The 17,422-nt window shown below is 37.5% G+C and carries 13 protein-coding genes; 7 read left to right on the top strand and 6 right to left on the bottom strand.

The window, feature by feature from the left end; all coding sequences use genetic code 11:
* Positions 1–42: 42 nt before the first annotated feature.
* The 7 genes from DEU40_RS02785 (at position 43) to DEU40_RS02755 (ending at position 11,960) form a co-directional block, all read left to right on the top strand.
* Entirely contained in the window at positions 43–1,635 is a 1,593-nt protein-coding gene (locus tag DEU40_RS02785) for a SulP family inorganic anion transporter (RefSeq protein ID WP_110008438.1), read from the top strand.
* A 52-nt stretch (positions 1,636–1,687) separates the two neighbouring features.
* Entirely contained in the window at positions 1,688–2,323 is a 636-nt protein-coding gene (locus DEU40_RS02780; RefSeq protein WP_110008437.1) for a carbonic anhydrase, read from the top strand.
* Between the two features lie 673 nt (positions 2,324–2,996).
* Positions 2,997–3,452, top strand: a complete 456-nt coding sequence (locus DEU40_RS02775) for a hypothetical protein (protein WP_110008436.1) — start codon at positions 2,997–2,999, stop codon at positions 3,450–3,452.
* 5 nt (positions 3,453–3,457) lie between these two features.
* The gene (locus tag DEU40_RS02770; protein WP_181397927.1) at positions 3,458–10,081 is read left to right on the top strand and encodes an RHS repeat-associated core domain-containing protein; all 6,624 of its coding nucleotides are present in this window, start codon (positions 3,458–3,460) and stop codon (positions 10,079–10,081) included.
* Positions 10,082–10,510, top strand: coding sequence for a hypothetical protein (locus DEU40_RS02765; RefSeq protein ID WP_110008434.1), 429 nt, complete (start codon positions 10,082–10,084; stop codon positions 10,508–10,510).
* Between the two features lie 50 nt (positions 10,511–10,560).
* Positions 10,561–11,160 (top strand): porin family protein, encoded by a 600-nt coding sequence (locus DEU40_RS02760; protein WP_110008433.1) that lies wholly within the window; start codon positions 10,561–10,563, stop codon positions 11,158–11,160.
* A gap of 200 nt (positions 11,161–11,360) precedes the next feature.
* Complete coding sequence (locus DEU40_RS02755; protein ID WP_110008432.1) at positions 11,361–11,960, top strand: porin family protein; 600 nt, start codon at positions 11,361–11,363, stop codon at positions 11,958–11,960.
* Between the two features lie 110 nt (positions 11,961–12,070).
* Here DEU40_RS02755 and pth read toward each other — a convergent pair whose 3' ends face one another.
* The 6 genes from pth to DEU40_RS02725 form a co-directional block, all read right to left on the bottom strand.
* The gene (gene pth / locus DEU40_RS02750) at positions 12,071–12,634 is read right to left on the bottom strand and encodes an aminoacyl-tRNA hydrolase (protein ID WP_110008431.1); all 564 of its coding nucleotides are present in this window, start codon (positions 12,632–12,634) and stop codon (positions 12,071–12,073) included.
* 85 nt (positions 12,635–12,719) lie between these two features.
* Entirely contained in the window at positions 12,720–13,661 is a 942-nt protein-coding gene (locus tag DEU40_RS02745) for a hypothetical protein (RefSeq protein ID WP_110008430.1), read from the bottom strand.
* Between the two features lie 99 nt (positions 13,662–13,760).
* Positions 13,761–14,636 (bottom strand): hypothetical protein, encoded by an 876-nt coding sequence (locus tag DEU40_RS02740; protein WP_110008429.1) that lies wholly within the window; start codon positions 14,634–14,636, stop codon positions 13,761–13,763.
* A 152-nt stretch (positions 14,637–14,788) separates the two neighbouring features.
* Positions 14,789–15,526, bottom strand: coding sequence for a hypothetical protein (locus DEU40_RS02735; RefSeq protein WP_110008428.1), 738 nt, complete (start codon positions 15,524–15,526; stop codon positions 14,789–14,791).
* Positions 15,527–15,534: 8 nt separating this feature from the next.
* The gene (locus DEU40_RS02730; RefSeq protein ID WP_110008427.1) at positions 15,535–16,362 is read right to left on the bottom strand and encodes a hypothetical protein; all 828 of its coding nucleotides are present in this window, start codon (positions 16,360–16,362) and stop codon (positions 15,535–15,537) included.
* Positions 16,362–17,183: a hypothetical protein gene (locus DEU40_RS02725; protein ID WP_110008426.1), complete on the bottom strand. Its 822-nt coding sequence runs from the start codon at positions 17,181–17,183 to the stop codon at positions 16,362–16,364. Before DEU40_RS02725 ends, DEU40_RS02730 begins: the two co-directional genes overlap by 1 nt.
* Positions 17,184–17,422 lie beyond the last annotated feature (239 nt).

Below are 17,422 nucleotides of genomic sequence, written 5' to 3'. Positions count from 1 at the left end.
TTTAAAAACAAATAAGCCGGCTATACCTTACAGCTTCACATTATGAAAAAGACATCATTAATAGGAGGAATCAAGGAAAATTTTCCTTCAGGACTCGTGGTATTTTTAGTAGCACTTCCGTTGTGTTTAGGAATTGCTTTAGCATCAGGTGCTCCACCATTATCCGGTATTATTGCCGGTATCGTAGGCGGCCTGGTAGTAGGAACAATCAGTAATTCAAATATTTCAGTTTCCGGGCCCGCTGCAGGTCTGACAGCTATCGTTTTAACAGCAATTACAGATCTTGGCGCATTTGAACTTTTCCTTTGTGCAGGGATCATTGCAGGACTTATTCAATTGGTTTTAGGGTTTGTAAGAGCCGGAAGTATTTCCAACTATTTCCCTAATAATGTTATTGAAGGAATGCTGGCAGCCATAGGAATCATTATTATTTTAAAACAGATTCCGCATGCTTTAGGATTCGATAAAGATTATGAAGGCCATGAATCTATTTTTGATAACGGCCTGAATTTTGGATATTTTACAGAATTATTGGGAGCGATCCATCCGGGAGCCATTGTTATTACACTGGTTTCTGTAGCAATCCTTATCGCATGGGACAAAATCCATGTACTGAAAAGAATGAAAATGCTTCCGGGAGCGTTGGTTGCCGTAATTATAAGTATTCTTTTGAATCAACTCTTTAAGATGTCCGGAAGCTCTCTGGCTATCGAAACCCAGCATTTGGTTTCCTTGCCGGTTCCACAGTCTTTTGATGATTTTAAAAATCTGATCACGACTCCGGACTTTAATGGTTTCACTAATCCAAAAGTATGGATCGTAGGAGCAACAATTGCGATTGTGGCCTCTATTGAAACATTACTTTGTATTGAAGCCTCAGACCGGTTAGACAGACAGAGAAGAATTACAGATACCAATCTTGAGCTTAAGGCCCAGGGAATCGGGAACCTTGTAAGTTCTTTTATTGGCGGACTTCCAATGACTTCTGTTGTGGTAAGAAGTTCTGCGAATGCCAATGCAGGGGCCACCTCAAAAATCTCGGCAATCATTCATGGAGTCTTCTTATTGATCTGTGTTCTTTCCATTCCTGTTGTTCTCAATTTAATTCCATTAGCTACACTGGCTGCGGTATTAATTTTAGTAGGATATAAACTGGCAAAGCCGGCTACGTTCAAACATTTCTGGCACTTAGGAAAATTCCAGTTTATTCCATTTGTAGCAACCGTTGTAGCTGTAGTGGCAACAGATCTGCTAAAAGGAGTAGGAATTGGTCTTGCCATCTCCGTTTTCTATATTCTTCAGGGAAATATGAAAAGAGCTTATTATTTAAGCAGAGAAAGATTGGATGACGCTGATGGAATCAATATCAAGCTTGCTGAAGAAGTATCATTTTTAAATAAGGCAGCCATCAAAAAAACTCTTAAAAATATAAAACCCAATTCTACAGTAATCATTGATGCAAGAAGTACATCCTATATTGCCACCGATGTACTGGAAATGATCCAGGATTTTGCCAATATCCGCGCAAAGGAACAAGACATCAATGTAGAACTGATAGGCTTTAAAACTTCATACAGAGATTACGAAAGAAGTCAGGATTCCCATATTCTTGTGACTCACAAAAGAGCCATGTAATCTCAATAATTAATTAATTTTTTTAACTTTAAATTTGAAAACAATAAAAAATATGAAAGCGCATACATACGAAACCCAGTCTACTATTACCCCTGAGAAAGCATTGGAATTCTTAAAAGAAGGAAACCAGAGATTTGTAAACAACCTTAAAGCAAACAGAGACCTTCTTGAACAAGTGAATGCAACACGTGAGGGGCAGTGGCCATTTGCAGTAGTTTTAAGCTGTATAGACAGCCGTACTTCTGCAGAACTTATCTTCGACCAGGGATTGGGAGACATCTTTAGTATCAGAATTGCCGGTAACTTTGTGAATCAGGACATTCTGGGATCCATGGAATTTGGTTGTAATGTTGCCGGTTCCAAGCTTATTGTAGTATTAGGACACACCAAATGCGGGGCGTTGAAAGGAGGCCTTGATGCCGCACAAATTGAAGGACTGGGAATGGATAACCTAAACCACCTTATCAACCATTTCAACCCGATTATCAATGAAATCATTGAAGAAAACGAAGAACGTTCATCAAAAAACAGCTCGCTTCTTGAAAGGCTTAATCAGCAAAACGTAAGAAGTGCGATTGAAGATATCCGTAAGCAAAGTTCAACACTTAAAAATCTTGAAACTGAGGGTAAAATTAAAATCGTGGGAGCCAATTATGACGTTGAAACAGGTGCAGTAACCTGGTTGTAAAAAGTAATATTTTTTTAAAATTCAATTATAATTTACAGAAAATGTCACCGGAATTCCGGTGGCATTTATTTTTTATCATATATCATCATAAAATAAGATAATTATAAACCTATCTTGTCAATAAATTGGCTTAAACAGCAATATATTTCATTTCAAAGAGATTTAATTTTAATTATTGAAGATTAATTATATATTGCAGTTTCGTTTCTTTTTAAAGAAAAAAGATACGACATGATTTGTAGCTATTATAAGCTATAGCTTTGAAACTAAAAAAACTAAAACTTATATCTCAAAAAAAAAGACTATAACCTGAAATTTTTATTATAAAACATACCTCAAACACTGCAGTTTTACTTTTTAGTAATTTAAATTAATGTGTATTAAAAATTAACAAGAGAAAAAGAAATTATATTCCTCTAATTAATTTCTTGTATGCACAACAATCAAGGATATCTCTCTAATTGTTTGTGCAGGGCTTCAGCCTTAGTGTCCCATAAAGACTATTGTATTGCGATATCCTGCTTTGTAGCCGGATTATAGTATTATACGCTAAAAACACAAGCTATGAAAAAAATCTTCCTGTCAGGATAAGCCTTATCCTGTAATCCCAAAGTAATAGGGATATTCCTCATTTGGAATAAATACTAAACACTAATTCTTATAAAAATTACCCATGAAGAAAATTTATTTAAGTGCATTATTATGCACTGGGATAGGCATGTCCTATGCCCAACAAATCGAAGTTTATTTTAAATATGACGAAGCGGGCAATCAACGCTATCGGGGACCCGATAATTTTGTTAAAACAGCAATACAGCGTAAAGCAGCTCCATCAACTAACACCCAGGTATTATTAGATGAGAAAGACTTCTGGAAACAGATTCGTTTGTACCCAGTTCCAGTAAATGATTTTTTTACTATCGATTGGACAGAGGAAACAGACAAACTTATAGAATCTGTTTCTCTCTATCAGCATAGCACAATTCATTGGAAATTCCAGCAGCAGAATATTCCTGGTCTTAACAGGCAGCTAAAAATTAATATGTCAGGATATGATTGGGGCGTGTATGTACTGCGCTTTACCCTGAAAGATGGAAGAATTTTCAGTAAAAACATCACTAAAAGGTAATGGCTATGAAAAAGTACAATAACAAAATACAGCTATTTTCATCGCTCGTATTATCTTTTATATATGTATTCTGTTTTTCGCAGACAACGACTCCGAAATTTCATGACACCAAAGGGAATGCAGATGTTACAGGGGCAGGGCAGCTCCAGTATACGCTTCCTATTGATCTTCCTCCGGGAGTCAAAAATGCAGCTCCTGGTATCAGTTTGGTCTATGTAAGTGGTGGTGGAAATGGTCTGGCAGGCTATGGTTGGAATATTACGGGGCTTAGCTCAATATCAAGAGTAGGGAAAACACTTGAAAAGGATGGTATTACCAAAGGCGTACAATTGGATTTTTCAGATTACTACAGCTTTAACGGTCAGCGGTTAATATTGAAGTTCGGAGAATATGGGAAAGAAGGCGCAGAGTATGTTACAGAGAAATATTCTAACCTAAGAATTAAATCTATAGGAAGCATTACCGGACAAAGCTGGCAGGGACCGGAATATTGGGAGGTGACCTCTCCTGACGGTTCACAAACCTGGTACGGAGCTACAGCTTCGGGAAACAGCCAGGCCAGAACACCGATTGACTATAATATAGTGAAAACAAGGGATACGGATGGAAATTATATTACCTATAATTATACTTCCGAGGATAATGTTTCTGTAATCAGTAGTATTGAGTGGGGAGGAAATGAAAACATGGGTACAAACCATATCAATAAAATTAATTTTAATTTTACAACAAGGCCATATCCGGAAACTGCCTACATCAAGGGAAATCTTTTTTCCCAGTCGAAAATTCTTCAGTCTATTGTGGTCTTATCCAATAGCAAGCAATATAAGAAATACAATATTGCTTACAGGAACCATAGTGACAGTCAATATAAGTTAATTGATAAGATCTCCGTATCAAACAGTAATAATGAAGAGGCTAATCCTGTAAAGTTCACCTATGAAGAATCCATTTTTAAAAATAGTAATTGGAGCAATTCGTATACGATAAGACCTGATGCCAATGATGTAGTGGGAGATTTTAATGGTGATGGATATCTTGATGTATTAAGATATCACTCCCAAACCTCAAACAATATACCACAGGTAGGACTCTATCTTTATAATAATTATTTGAAACATGCCTCCGACAATGAAGCTGCCATTACATATGTAGGCAATATCGTAACAGGAGTTAGCAATGCCGCCGTTGTTAATCTTAGAAAGGGAAATCTTATCCGTAACCGGCAGGGATTCGTGCTTAAAAAACAGGTGCTTAATCCTGCTACTTCCAAATCAGACCTGGTACTTTCATTCTATGGTCTTTCGGAAAATAACCAGCTGGTACTGGACTATACCAAAACCATTCCGGGTATCGATTATGATTATTCCACAGGAACAACACAGGACGGAATAAGGACAACCGTTGCAGGGATAAAGAGTGTGGACTTTAATGGTGATGGATTAAGTGAAATTGTTTTAGTGCTCAACGACAAGACATGCCAGCTTATAGGTATTACTACGGGTAAGCTGCCTCACACCTGCGAGGATGTAAAAAGATATTATGTAGTAGATCCTGATGAATCTATCCAGGGTAACGGGTGGTATTATCCGCTGGAGCTTTATCCTGATTATGACAAGATAGATCAGGATGTATTTAAGCAATACTGGTCTGGAGACTTCAATGGCGATGGTATTTTTGACTTTATGAAACTCAGCCAGGACTTAAAACCCCTCCTGATTACTTTCCAGAAAAATTCTCTGGGAAAGTATGGATCCTTTATAGCTCCATTTAAGCCAGCCAATGATGAAACGATTAAGGGCTACTGGCAAAATACCGTTGTAGGAGATTATAACGGGGATGGTCTTAGTGATCTGATGATGCCGGGCACTGCCACTTCGGCCATTTGGTACCTCTATACATCCAAAGGCAATGGCTTTAAGGAAGAGGGCAAAGTTTTCTACCGTCCAGAGCCCACCCGAAGGGTTACAACTAACCCTCAAACTAATAATATTTTTGTTGCTAATCCAAGGACTTTTGTGGCTTATGATATTAACAATGACGGAAAAACCGAGCTTGTGATGCTGGAAGGAGGCCGAAGCTATCTTTACGATGCTGTCCAGGACGGTGCCCAACCAGGATATAAATATAGGAGAAATTACACATCAAATGTAAAGATACTTTCTACTTCTGCCGGGGAACTTCCCGCTATGGCCAATGTTTATGGTGCCTGGAATGAAGCCGTATATCTCAACGGTCAATATTATACAACCGCTGAATTACAACCAACCCGCAGGGATGTTGTAGGGCTTGCTGTAGACCAGTGGACCGGAGGAATGCTCAAAAGCGTCATGCTAGTTTCTATGAATGGAGAAAATTATGGTTTTAACAATGAGCAGGAGGTTGCCTCCAGCTATTATATAGACATGGGACGAGAAACTCATATCAAAACGATCGAGCAGGGAGGAATAACCACAGAATTTTTTTATAAGTTTCTGGGAAACAATAGTGAACTGTATAAGCCAATCAAAACTGAAAACTATCCTTATGTTGAAATTAACCAGTCTTATGGCATATATGTAGTTTCTGAAATGACCCAAACCCCATTAAGACCCGAACAGACCTTTTCTGACCCTGAAAAGGTGAAGTTAAGACGGGTTTTCAGATACAGAGGGCTTACAGCCAATATTTTAGGGAAAGGAATGGTTGGTTTTAAGAAAATGGCGAGATCTTCCTGGTACAATTGGCGACTTCCGAGTACCATAATCTGGTCAGGAGTAGAAACTGATCCTTTGAATGATGGTGTTCCATTAAAAGAGTGGACGGTAAAATATACTGGTGACGAAGCAATGGTTTTTCCTGATGATCTCTCAGAAAATAACTCCCAGCTTCTGAGTTTAAAATCTACCGTTTACCAGACTATTAAGCTATTGAATGGGCAGCAGGTAACCTCTGTTTCTGATGCAGACAAGCCAAAGGTGGTAACAGTCATTTTACCGGCCAGAACAAGAGTCAAAGATTTCTTAACCGGAACGGTTAAAGAAGACAATATTATTTACGAGCAGTACTACCTTCCGCTGAAAATAGATTCCAAGGTTAATGACACCTATGGAGTGACCACTTCCGTATTTGAGTATCAGCATAACCCTTCGGGAAGTGGCAGTGGTTATTATATTGGACGTCTGAAGTCTAAAACAGAAACCCACCAGGCTTACGGAGACAACCAGTCCGGCAAAGAGGAATATACCTATGAAAATAACCGAGTAAAAACGCTGAAAAAATGGAACAGAAACAATACGGGAAATATTCTTGAAACCTACAGCTATGACGGTTTTGGAAATATCAACGGAAAAACACTTTCTAACAGCATAGATTCCCAGACCCGTACAACCACTTCACAGTACGATCCTACCGGAAGATTCGTTGTGAAGAAAACAGATCATTTAGGGCTGGAAACCGAGTTTGAGTATGGTGACTGGGGGCAGGTAACAAGCCAGACGGACCCAATGGGAAATGTTGTTGTAAGTACTTATGATAATTGGGGGAAAATCCTTACCTCTGAAAGCAGTCTTCAAGGTGTTACCGTTTATTCTTATGATAAAGATTCCAACGACAATGTAACGGTAACCAGGAGTGAACCGGATGGTAATATCTCTAAAACATTGACCAACAAACTTGGACAGGTATATAAGACAACGACTAAGGCTTTTGGGTCGGGACAATATATTTCGAGGGAAACGCAGTACGATGTTTTCGGAAGAAAGATCAAGGAGTCCGAACCGTATTTCGAAGGGCAAAGTGCCAACAAATGGAATACCATTGACTATGATGATTCCGTATATCCTGCGAAGGTAACGGCTACAGCATTTACAGGAAAACAAACAGAAACCACTATTTCCGGATTGACAACTTCTGTAAAAGAATCCAATACTGCAGATTATGGAAGAACGACTACCAGAACGGCTGATGCTTTAGGAAATGTAATTTCTTCCACCGATAAAGGAGGAACGATAAAATTTTCGTATAACGCAGCCGGAGAGCAGGTAAAAGCCCAGTATGCCGAAAATACGGTTACCACACTGTATGATGTATGGGGCAGGAAAGCTGAATTCAACGATCCTTCCAACGGGCTGTACAAATATGAGTATGACGGGTTGGGACAAACTAAGAAAGTGATAAGCCCGAAAGGAACGAAAGAATACACCTACAATAATCTGGGCCAGCTGGTTTCCCAGAAAGAACTTTCAACTACAGATGGTGGCCAGGCAACAAACAAAACAATTTCTTTTGCCTATAACAACAAAGGAATGCTTATTTCAAAATCCGGAGTTTCTAAAGGCAATTCGTTCAGTACCAGTCTTACATATGATCCGCAAGGAAGGCTGTCATCTTCTACAGAAAACAGCAACAGCAGATATTATAAACATAAAAATATTATTTATGACAATAAAAACAGGGTAGTATCCTATGAAAAAGAACTGCAATCCGGGATCACTACTTTAGTTGCCATTGAAAATATTTACAATACCTGGAATGGGGAACTATCTCAAATAAAGGATAAAACGACCGGAAAAGTTCTCTGGGAGCTGCAGACCACCAATGCGATGGGGCAAGTACTGACCTCGAAGCTGGGAGCTGCGAATATTACCAATACATATGATGCAAATGGCTTTCTGGCCAGTACCAATCATTCATCAGCGGTAAAGCCTTCCATTCTGCAATTGTCTTATTCGTTTGATGCTATTAAAAATGAACTTAAAAGCAGAACCACCGGAGGAGATTTCAGCATTTCTGAAAATTTTGATTATGACGATAATAACCGTCTTATCAACTGGAGCAATCCGGTTACAGGAATCAAGTCTCCTGCAAATAGAAATATTTACGACATTAAAGGCAGAATAATGGAGAATGATCAGGTGGGTACAATGAAATTTGAAAATTCCACTAAAATTTATCAGACTACCGGAATGACTCTGAATGCTGCAGGAACACAAAATTATAATGATGATCTTATCCAGACCGTTGTTTACAATGAGAATAATGACCCTGTACAAATAGATGGAGAAAAGGCTCGTATAAGCTTTGATTATGGATTAAGCAGCATGAGGCAACGTGTAGACATTATAGAATTAAAACAGTCTCCGGTACCTGGACCCAAACCTACCTATACATGGCAAAGTACGTTTACAAAATTTTATAATGAAGATGGCAGCTTCGAAGTTGTAACAGATCTTATAAGCGGAAAAGAAAAGCATATTTTATATGTGGAAGGTACACCGTATGAGTCTGATATTGTATATTTGAAAAACTTTGAAGAGAGCAGCGGTTCTTATAAATTTTTGCACAAAGATTATATAGGCAGTATCCTCGCGATATCGGACCAGGCTGGAAACAAACTGGAACAAAGGCACTATGATGCCTGGGGTAATCTTACCCACCTGAAGATCGGAAACGGCGCGATTAATACTACTAGAGATGTCATCCTGAGCCTGTCGAAGGATCTTCTTATTAACCGTGGGTATACAGGACACGAGCATTTTATGAGCGTAGGCATTATCCACATGAATGGAAGATTGTATGATCCTCTTCTTAGAAAATTCTTAAATGCGGATGAAAATATACAGGATCCTACAAATACTCAGAACTATAATAAGTACGGGTATGTGATGAATAACCCTCTGATATATAATGACCCTGATGGAGAATTCTGGATGATGCTTGCAGGTGCATTTATTGGAGGATACCTAAACGGTGTTGCTGCCAATGGTGGAAACTGGAATCCGGGCAAGTGGGATTGGCAAAAGTCATGGAGTGCGGTATTGGGAGGTGTTATTGGTGGTATGGCCATTTCGGGAACACTGGGTACTATTGCAAGTAACCCTGGAGCTATTAAGTTTGTGCTGCCGAGTATTGTTTCGGGAGGGCTGAACTCTGCGTTTACCGGAGGTAATTTCTTAGGCGGTGCAGTTGGAGGAATATCTTATTCTGGTAATTTATTTACCAATAAAGTTACTTCTACAGAGATAATTTATACAGGATATAAATATATTATTTCACCTCAAGATATTTATGGTGAAGAAGATATAATTATTAGAAACAATAAAAAACAAATTTTATATCGCATTATATCTAAGACAATCAATAAAGATGTAAGCTTAGATACAGATTTTGAATTAGGAACTCCAATAACTATTAATTTGAAAAAATATGAAAAAATGGGAGCTCATGCTGTTGGTTTTAGTTTAGATTATAGCGCCACAATGGGTGGAGGACCTAATGGAGGACTTGCATTTGTTTATTTTATAGCTGGTGGTGATGCCGGAAATGGATTTATTTATGGCTATAAAGGAGGAAATACTGGATTAGAGGGATCAATAGGTGCCAGCAAATTTTATTCAATGTACGTTGATAATGATAAGAAAAACTTTAATGCGTTGGGATATGCTGGCAAATCTTCAGGACATGCTTTTGGAGTAGGAGTCTGGGGATACTCAAAATCTTGGGGAAATAGAACAAATGATGGAGAATTATGGCCTGGGCAAAAAAGCAAAACTACCTGGATCAATATTGCTACTGGAATTGGACATGGGGTAAATGTAGGAGGAAAGGTATTTTGGTCAGATTATACATTATTAAAACAATTATTTTAAATGAAAATAAAAGATTTATTATACTTATTTTTCGCATTAGCATTGGCAGGATTCATGTTATTTTCATTGATTTATTCACCAAAAAAGGAAGATAAATTTATTATTGATGATATCAATACTAATATAGAAGGAAAAATAAAAAGAAAAGTTGCTGTAAGAAAAAATCTTTTAACTCATGTACTCATTGAGCGAGCTCATAAAAATGATACTTTAATTTTTTTGGGAGAAGCTATGGATAGTGTACAAATTGGAGATAACTTGTTTAAGCAAAAAAATTCTCCTTTTTTCTATGTTTCAAGACAAGGGGAAAAAAATAAAAAATTGAAGTATGTATTAATACCTAAAAGTGTAGTGGATGACAATAACTTTCCTGACGCATGGAAAGATAGCTGCAGAAATAATTGGAAAAATGTAGTTATAGATAATTAAATAAGTTACTCTGCTTCACAATCAAAATATACATTTTTTAAAACATAATTATGAAAAAACAATTACTAAGCGTATGTATAGTTATAGGAACTATGGCATTTGCTCAATCAACAAGTGGACCTAAATTTGGTGTTAAAGCAGGAGGGAACCTTTCAAGCTTTACAGGAAGTGATTCTAAATCTAAAATTGGATTTTATGCCGGAGCATTTGTAAATGTTCCCATTTCTGAAGTATTCACTATTCAGCCGGAGGTTGTGTACAGCCAACAGGGGGCAAAAGCAAAAGATAAATATCTTTTGGGAGCTATCCCTGTAAAGGATATAAAGCAAATCCTTAACTATATCAATGTTCCTGTAATGATTCAGTACAATGCCACTTCTAAATTTTATCTGGAAGCAGGACCTGAATTTGGCTTCCTTATAAATGCAAAGGCTAAAGAATATTTTCTCGGCGAATCACTTAGCTGGGATAATAAAAGCTTATTAAACACGTTTAATTTTGGATTAGGGATTGGCCTCGGATATAAATTCATTCCCAATCTGGGAGTCAATGTCCGTTATATTGCCGGTTTAACTAAAATTGTCAAAGATGACGCTGAAGAATCTTCCAAAAATACTAATTTGCAGCTAGGTGTGAATTACTATTTCTAAATAGCGAAAAAAAGAGAATATTCTTAAATACACAAAAGAAACGAGGTCGTCTCACAACTCGTGAAAACGACCTCATTTGTACAAATTTGTATCTGTGATAACCGTCATCCTTACTGAAGAAAAAAAACATTAGCTTCACAAGGATACCGTGAACAGCAATATCTGATTATAATACTCTATAATTTTTTAAAAACATATTAATGAAAAAACAATTACTTAGCTTATGCATAGTTGCAGGAACTATGGCATTTGCACAATCTACAGACGGACCCAAATTAGGTATTAAAGCAGGAGGGAACCTTTCTGGTATATCTGGAAGCGAGATGAAATCTAAAGTCGGCTTTTATACCGGAGCATTTGTTAATATCCCTGTTTCTGATGCATTCAATCTTCAGCCGGAGATTGTTTACAGCCAGCAGGGGGCAAAAGTAAAAGGTGATTATGACATGGGCACTTATACAATAAAGAATATGCAGCAAAACTTTAGTTATATCAATGTTCCTGTAATGCTTCAATACAATGCCACTCCGGAATTTTATCTGGAAGCCGGTCCTGAGTTTGGATTTCTTGTCAATGCGCAGGCAAAAGGGGATATTGATGGACAAACTTATAAGGGCAATAATAAAGATTCATTCAGAACCTTTAATTTTGGAGCAGGAATTGGGCTGGGATACAGGTTTACTCCGAATATAGGAGTCAATATCCGTTATATTGCTGGTTTAACTGACACCTTAAAGTTTGGGCTTGGAGAAACTTCAAAAAACACTAATTTCCAGCTTGGTGTAAATTATTATTTTTAAAAAAAATAAGAAATCTTCTTAAGCATATAAAATTGAATGACTGCCTTGTTTTTAAGGCAGTCATTTATTCTATAAACTATATGGTCATTACAGTTTTTTCCCTTCTGAAATTATTTCCCGTTAAAAGTGGACATCGTATTATTCAGTCCGGCAAAAACGAAAGAAAGAGCGGCTTTGGAAAAGGTTTCAATTCTTTCCGTAAGCTTTTCAGCTTCTTCCTCATTCCACGTTCCTAATACATAGTCTACCTGTCTTCCGGCAGCAAAATCTGCAGAGATTCCGAAGCGAAGCCTTGCATAATTTTGAGTCTGCAATACTTCATTGATATTTTTAAGTCCGTTGTGCCCTGCATCTGAACCTTTTCCTTTCAATCTTAAAGTCCCGAAAGGTAAAGCAAGATCGTCAGTTACAATAAGAACATTCTCCAAAGGAATATTTTCTTTCTGCATCCAGTATTTCACTGCATTTCCGGAAAGGTTCATATAGGTGTCCGGTTTCAGGACAAAAACTTTTCTGCCTTTGTGCTTTCCTTCTGCCAGCCATCCGAAATTCGATGTATTGAATGAGACTTCAAGGGTTTCTGCTATTTTATCGGCTACTTTAAAGCCTATATTATGTCGTGTATTTTCATATTCTGAGCCTTTGTTCCCAAGCCCTACGATTAAATATTTCATCAGAAATTTTTTGCAAAATTAAGGGATAAAAAATAAAAAACTCAATCCTAGTAAGATTGAGTTTGAATATTGTTAAAAAAATTCTTTATTGTGGTTTGTAGATGTAATTAACGCCATATCCTTTTGTCATATAAGTCTGAGGATCATAAACGTAATTGGTACTCTTTACAACCGGTGTTGGAATTGGCGGTGTAAGATCTGTTACCGACCATCTCTTAGGGTTGTTCGGAGACAAGATAAGACTTTCTTTATCATTGATTATCGTAGATAATAATCTTGAGATTTTATATACATGCGGCAACAATGTGAATGGGCTTACCTGCTCATCATATGCATAGTATTCGTAGCTGTATTTTCCGGTAACGGCACCAAAGTTATTCCCAGAATTACCAATCATTTTACCGTAGTATCTTAAAACTTTAGATACATTATCCCCGACATAAGTGTAAGCTGTTCTTGAATAATCAGTAAAGACAAACTGTGTTCCGGGAGCATCAGCTCCATTTCTCATAATGATTGAATCCAATTTACCAGTAGAAGTGCTGTAGAATGTTTCATAAGATGTTTTCTCTTTTCTCAACAAAGTCTGTGGTCCCGGAGGATCTCCTGGTATTACAGGCGGAGTTCTTCTGAAGATTGAACGGTTTTCAGAAATCTTCTGAAGCTTGTTATTGTTTGCATAAGTGAACAATTGAGTGTATGATACACTGTCTTTATCCAGTTTTCCGTTTCCGTCCAGATCAAGGAAACCGTTAAAATTAATCTGGCTGATTTTATCGCCACTGTACATAATATCAGTGATAGAAGCACTGTCTGTGATTACTTTAGTCACTAGAAGCCCGCTATAACGATATTCTGCGATGGTGTCTTTATCTGTAATTTCTCTGTATAATGCTCTGGGACCGCTTAATCCTCCTGTTTCGTTAAGATCCAGCAAAGGATTTCCATCCTCATCCAGCATATCCTTGCAGGAATGTACTGAGGAGAAACCTGCGATCAGTAAAATAAAATAGAAAATTTGCTTCATTTCCTTGTAATTGATTATTTTTTTGACAAATATAATTTTTTTTTGCCTAAAACTTGTAATATTATTTATATTCTGGTAAGATTAATAACTATATTTCTACTATAAATTTTTATAGGTAAAAGTTACATTCTGATTTTTCTCAACAACCACATACCCCTGATTATCATAAGAATAGCTTTGAGCCGTATTAACAGGCGCAGCCGGTGATGGTAATTCTATAAACATAGAGGTGGGATTGTTCGGAGATATTTTATAGAATTGTGCCGGATTGATCAGACTTCGGGTGATGAAATATACTGATGGCAAGGTAGAATACGGGCTTTTCTGACTATCATAGTTCTGGAAACTATACTTGCTTATTACGGCCGTACTCATATTCGGGTTTCCGTTGATATCCAGCAGACCTTTGGAACAAACAACCTGAATAACATTATCACCATTGTACACAAAACTGTAGTCAATAAATCTGTTATAGGCACTGATTCCACCTTCTTTTCTCTTCTCAAGAATTTTGGTAAGCTTATTGGTGGTCGCACTATAGGTAAATGCATAGTCACTTACAACAGATACAGACGGCGTTGCTCCCGTGGCTGTAGAAGTAGCATTATAAATCTTTTTACCTGTAGCATCAGGAACAATATTAAATTCATAAGTGAGGCTGGATACAGCTGAACTTACATATTTAACTTTAGTGATATTTTTATTGGTGTATGTTACCGTTGCTGTATAATAAGCACTTCCACTAAAAGACTCATCTTTAGACACTGCAGTCTGCAGATCTCCGGTTACAGCTGTAGTAGCATATTCTTCCTGAGTAACATTATTCGAACTAACCTTCGATAAAATCTTTTTAGGAGGTGGTCCGTCATCCGGATTCGGGATGGATTCTGTAGGATCAGAGGTAGTAGTACATGCTGTCAGCAGCCCAAGAAAAGCAATACCGGCAAACATTTTAAAAAAATAGTTTTTTACCATATAGAATTTTTTTAGCTTGTCCAAATATAATTCAATTTTTGATAATACACTTTACTTTATCTGAACAAATTCACAAGAAATAGAGTTAATAAACAAAAAAAATCTAAAAACATAACGTTTTTAGATTTCCTATTATTGTATGATCGTGAAAATTAATAAGGCTGCAATATGGATGTCGTCAAAACAGACTGCGACATATCACTGTTGAGAAAAGCAGTATCAACCGCTCTTCCTATTCCAAGTACTGTTCCTGCAATAGCCCTTTTTATACAGGCTACTTTAACGGAATACTGATTTTGGGGAGTAAGATTGGTAAGCGTAGCATTAAGGTTAAAAATCTTATAAGCACCGCTGTCCCCCAATAATACGTCCGTTCTCACTGCTCTAAGGGCATCATTTATAAAAATACCACAGGCAAAACTTGCAGAATTTGTACCTGTCTTCTGAACAGTGGTCTGAAATGAAAAAGTAGCTTTGTTTGTACCGTTGGTAACAGAAAATGTATCTACTGTTCCTGGGATTACAGTCCAGCCTCCCGTCAGAGGATCTCCATTACCATAGGGGCTGGTAGAACCACTGGCACCAGAAAAGCTGATTCCTGTTTTATCTGCAACGGTGTTGATAGAAAAAAGAGACATACTTCCCTGCCCGTCAGCAATTTTAATAGCTTTCCAGTCATTTGTACCTAAATCCGCATTATTGTGAAATATATCACCAGCTGTACCGGCAGAACCTTTCAGTAAATCAGTACCTCCTGTTCTTAATTCTTTTCCTACGTTAAGATCTCCGTTCACATCCAGCATATTAGTCGGATTAGGAGTATTAATACCCACCTGGGCATTTGTTGCAGCTGCTAACAAAAGAGATGTAACAAATAATATTTTTTTCATAATCCTTCTTAATTTATAATCGTGTTAAATACTTCCGGAACTTCATACACATCTATTTTAAGGGAAGACTGTGAAATAAAGCTGTTGATATTGCTATACACATTAGTTCCAATGGAAAGTTTATTTCCTGTACCTGAAGCACCATAGGATCCTAGTCTTGTACATGCAACACTTACCGTATGGTCTCCTTTGGAAAGATTGTCTACAATCCCGATCTGAGTATGAGTAAGGAAAGGATATGACGTAGTAATAGCTTTCAAATTTCGCTGTCTCAGGTTGACCAGTTTGTCATCCACAAAAATTCCGCAAGCATAGTCTATAGAGTTGTCTGTACTTCCTGCCGCCCCAAAATCTGCCTGTACAACAGTTTCAAACTGAAAATAAGCTTTACTTTGGGTACTGAATACACTGATTACATGTGAAAGCCCGTCTATTTTCTTGAAGTTGGTAAGAGTACTATATTGTTTTCCTTGTGTAAATGTTCCTCCTCTCGAAGTCATGCTTACCGAAGAGTTTTCAGAAGAGGTAAAGGTAATTCCTGTATTATCCGAGAATGAGTTGTTATAAATCAGGTAAAATTTATTAGGTTCGTATTCAGGAATCCGAAGTGATTTCCACATCGGTGGAAAACCTTCACCCTGAGAAACCAGTATCTGGTCATTATTTCCATGAAAAACAGAATTATCAGCAGAATTAAAAACCCCGATTTTATTTCTGAAATTCACATCTCCGTTTACGTCAAGTTTTGCTTTTGGGGACTCTGTTTTTATTCCTACCTGAGCTGTTGCCAAAAGACTTATGCTAAAAAGCAGTGTCGATAATAGTTTTTTCATCATTAGTTGTTTTTATAGCTCACGTATTCGATAACATCCATTTTCATGGTAGATTCCAGAGTAAATGCACTGGAAGCTCCATTTGAAGACTGTACATTACGTCCGATCGCAAATTGCGAAGCAGTGCTTGAAGTATCAATCTTTCTGCATGCAATGTCAATATTATGAACGCCTACAGGAACGTTCTGCTCAGTATAGTTAAGCGTAAATATATAATCCTGAAGTCCGGCTTTTCCGCTGTTGTTATTGGAAGCGATTCTATCCGGGCGTACGGCTACCAGTGCTCCGTTTCTGAAAACACCGCAGGTAAATCTGACGCTTTGTATTGTAGTAGCTGTGGAAGCCTTCATTTCAATTCCGGTCTGGAACTGGTAAGTAAGCCTGTTCCTTCCGTTTTTGATGGTAAAAGTATTGCTAAGTCCATCTATTTTTTTCCAATTCCCTTTTGTGATATCAGAAATGTTATCCCCAACTTTGTTGGTGTAGATACCATCACCGGCAACACCGTCCGTAAGTGAAATAATACCCGTTTGATCCGACGACAGATAAGAATTAATCAGCTTATACTGTCCCTCTTCCATAAAGGAAACATTCAAAGATTTCCACACAGGAGGCAAACCCTCGCCCTGAGAAACCAAAACCTGGCCGTTTAACCCGGCCTCTCCAGCCTGAGTTGAAGTACCTCCTACTCTAAGTTCTTTTCTTAAGGTGGTTTTTCCGTTCACGTCAAGAACGGATTTAGGTTTTGCAGTACCGATTCCCACCTGTGCGTTGGCATAGATTGAAAGAAGTCCAGCCACGCAGCAATGTATTATTGTTTTCATAATTAAGGACTGCAAAGTTACACAACGAAGTCCAAAAAATTCCAGTTATACATCTATAAACCTATAGAAATAAACACATTACAGAATAGAATTAATCACACATAAAAGTAGAATTATTTCTACATAACTCTACTTTTAACATCTCAAAAAAATCATATAACGTCTCAAACCCTTACTGTACGGGGATTTACAGAATTCTTTTAATCATTGAAAAGTGATTTTAAATGCTCAAAAACAGC

Source organism: Chryseobacterium sp. AG844, assembly GCF_003182335.1.
Taxonomy (GTDB): domain Bacteria; phylum Bacteroidota; class Bacteroidia; order Flavobacteriales; family Weeksellaceae; genus Chryseobacterium; species Chryseobacterium cupriresistens.
The sequence above is the reverse complement of the archived record's forward strand: the minus strand, read 5'-3'. Positions and strand labels throughout refer to the sequence as shown.

Bases quoted from the DNA above. Each gene is read 5' to 3' on its own strand.
- DEU40_RS02785 (WP_110008438.1), top strand. From the start codon at position 43: ATGAAAAAGACATCATTAATAGGAGGAATCAAGGAAAATTTTCCTTCA.
- DEU40_RS02780 (WP_110008437.1), top strand. From the start codon at position 1,688: ATGAAAGCGCATACATACGAAACCCAGTCTACTATTACCCCTGAGAAA.
- DEU40_RS02775 (WP_110008436.1), top strand. From the start codon at position 2,997: ATGAAGAAAATTTATTTAAGTGCATTATTATGCACTGGGATAGGCATG.
- DEU40_RS02770 (WP_181397927.1), top strand. From the start codon at position 3,458: ATGAAAAAGTACAATAACAAAATACAGCTATTTTCATCGCTCGTATTA.
- DEU40_RS02765 (WP_110008434.1), top strand. From the start codon at position 10,082: ATGAAAATAAAAGATTTATTATACTTATTTTTCGCATTAGCATTGGCA.
- DEU40_RS02760 (WP_110008433.1), top strand. From the start codon at position 10,561: ATGAAAAAACAATTACTAAGCGTATGTATAGTTATAGGAACTATGGCA.
- DEU40_RS02755 (WP_110008432.1), top strand. From the start codon at position 11,361: ATGAAAAAACAATTACTTAGCTTATGCATAGTTGCAGGAACTATGGCA.
- pth (WP_110008431.1), bottom strand. From the start codon at position 12,634: ATGAAATATTTAATCGTAGGGCTTGGGAACAAAGGCTCAGAATATGAA.
- DEU40_RS02745 (WP_110008430.1), bottom strand. From the start codon at position 13,661: ATGAAGCAAATTTTCTATTTTATTTTACTGATCGCAGGTTTCTCCTCA.
- DEU40_RS02740 (WP_110008429.1), bottom strand. From the start codon at position 14,636: ATGGTAAAAAACTATTTTTTTAAAATGTTTGCCGGTATTGCTTTTCTT.
- DEU40_RS02735 (WP_110008428.1), bottom strand. From the start codon at position 15,526: ATGAAAAAAATATTATTTGTTACATCTCTTTTGTTAGCAGCTGCAACA.
- DEU40_RS02730 (WP_110008427.1), bottom strand. From the start codon at position 16,362: ATGATGAAAAAACTATTATCGACACTGCTTTTTAGCATAAGTCTTTTG.
- DEU40_RS02725 (WP_110008426.1), bottom strand. From the start codon at position 17,183: ATGAAAACAATAATACATTGCTGCGTGGCTGGACTTCTTTCAATCTAT.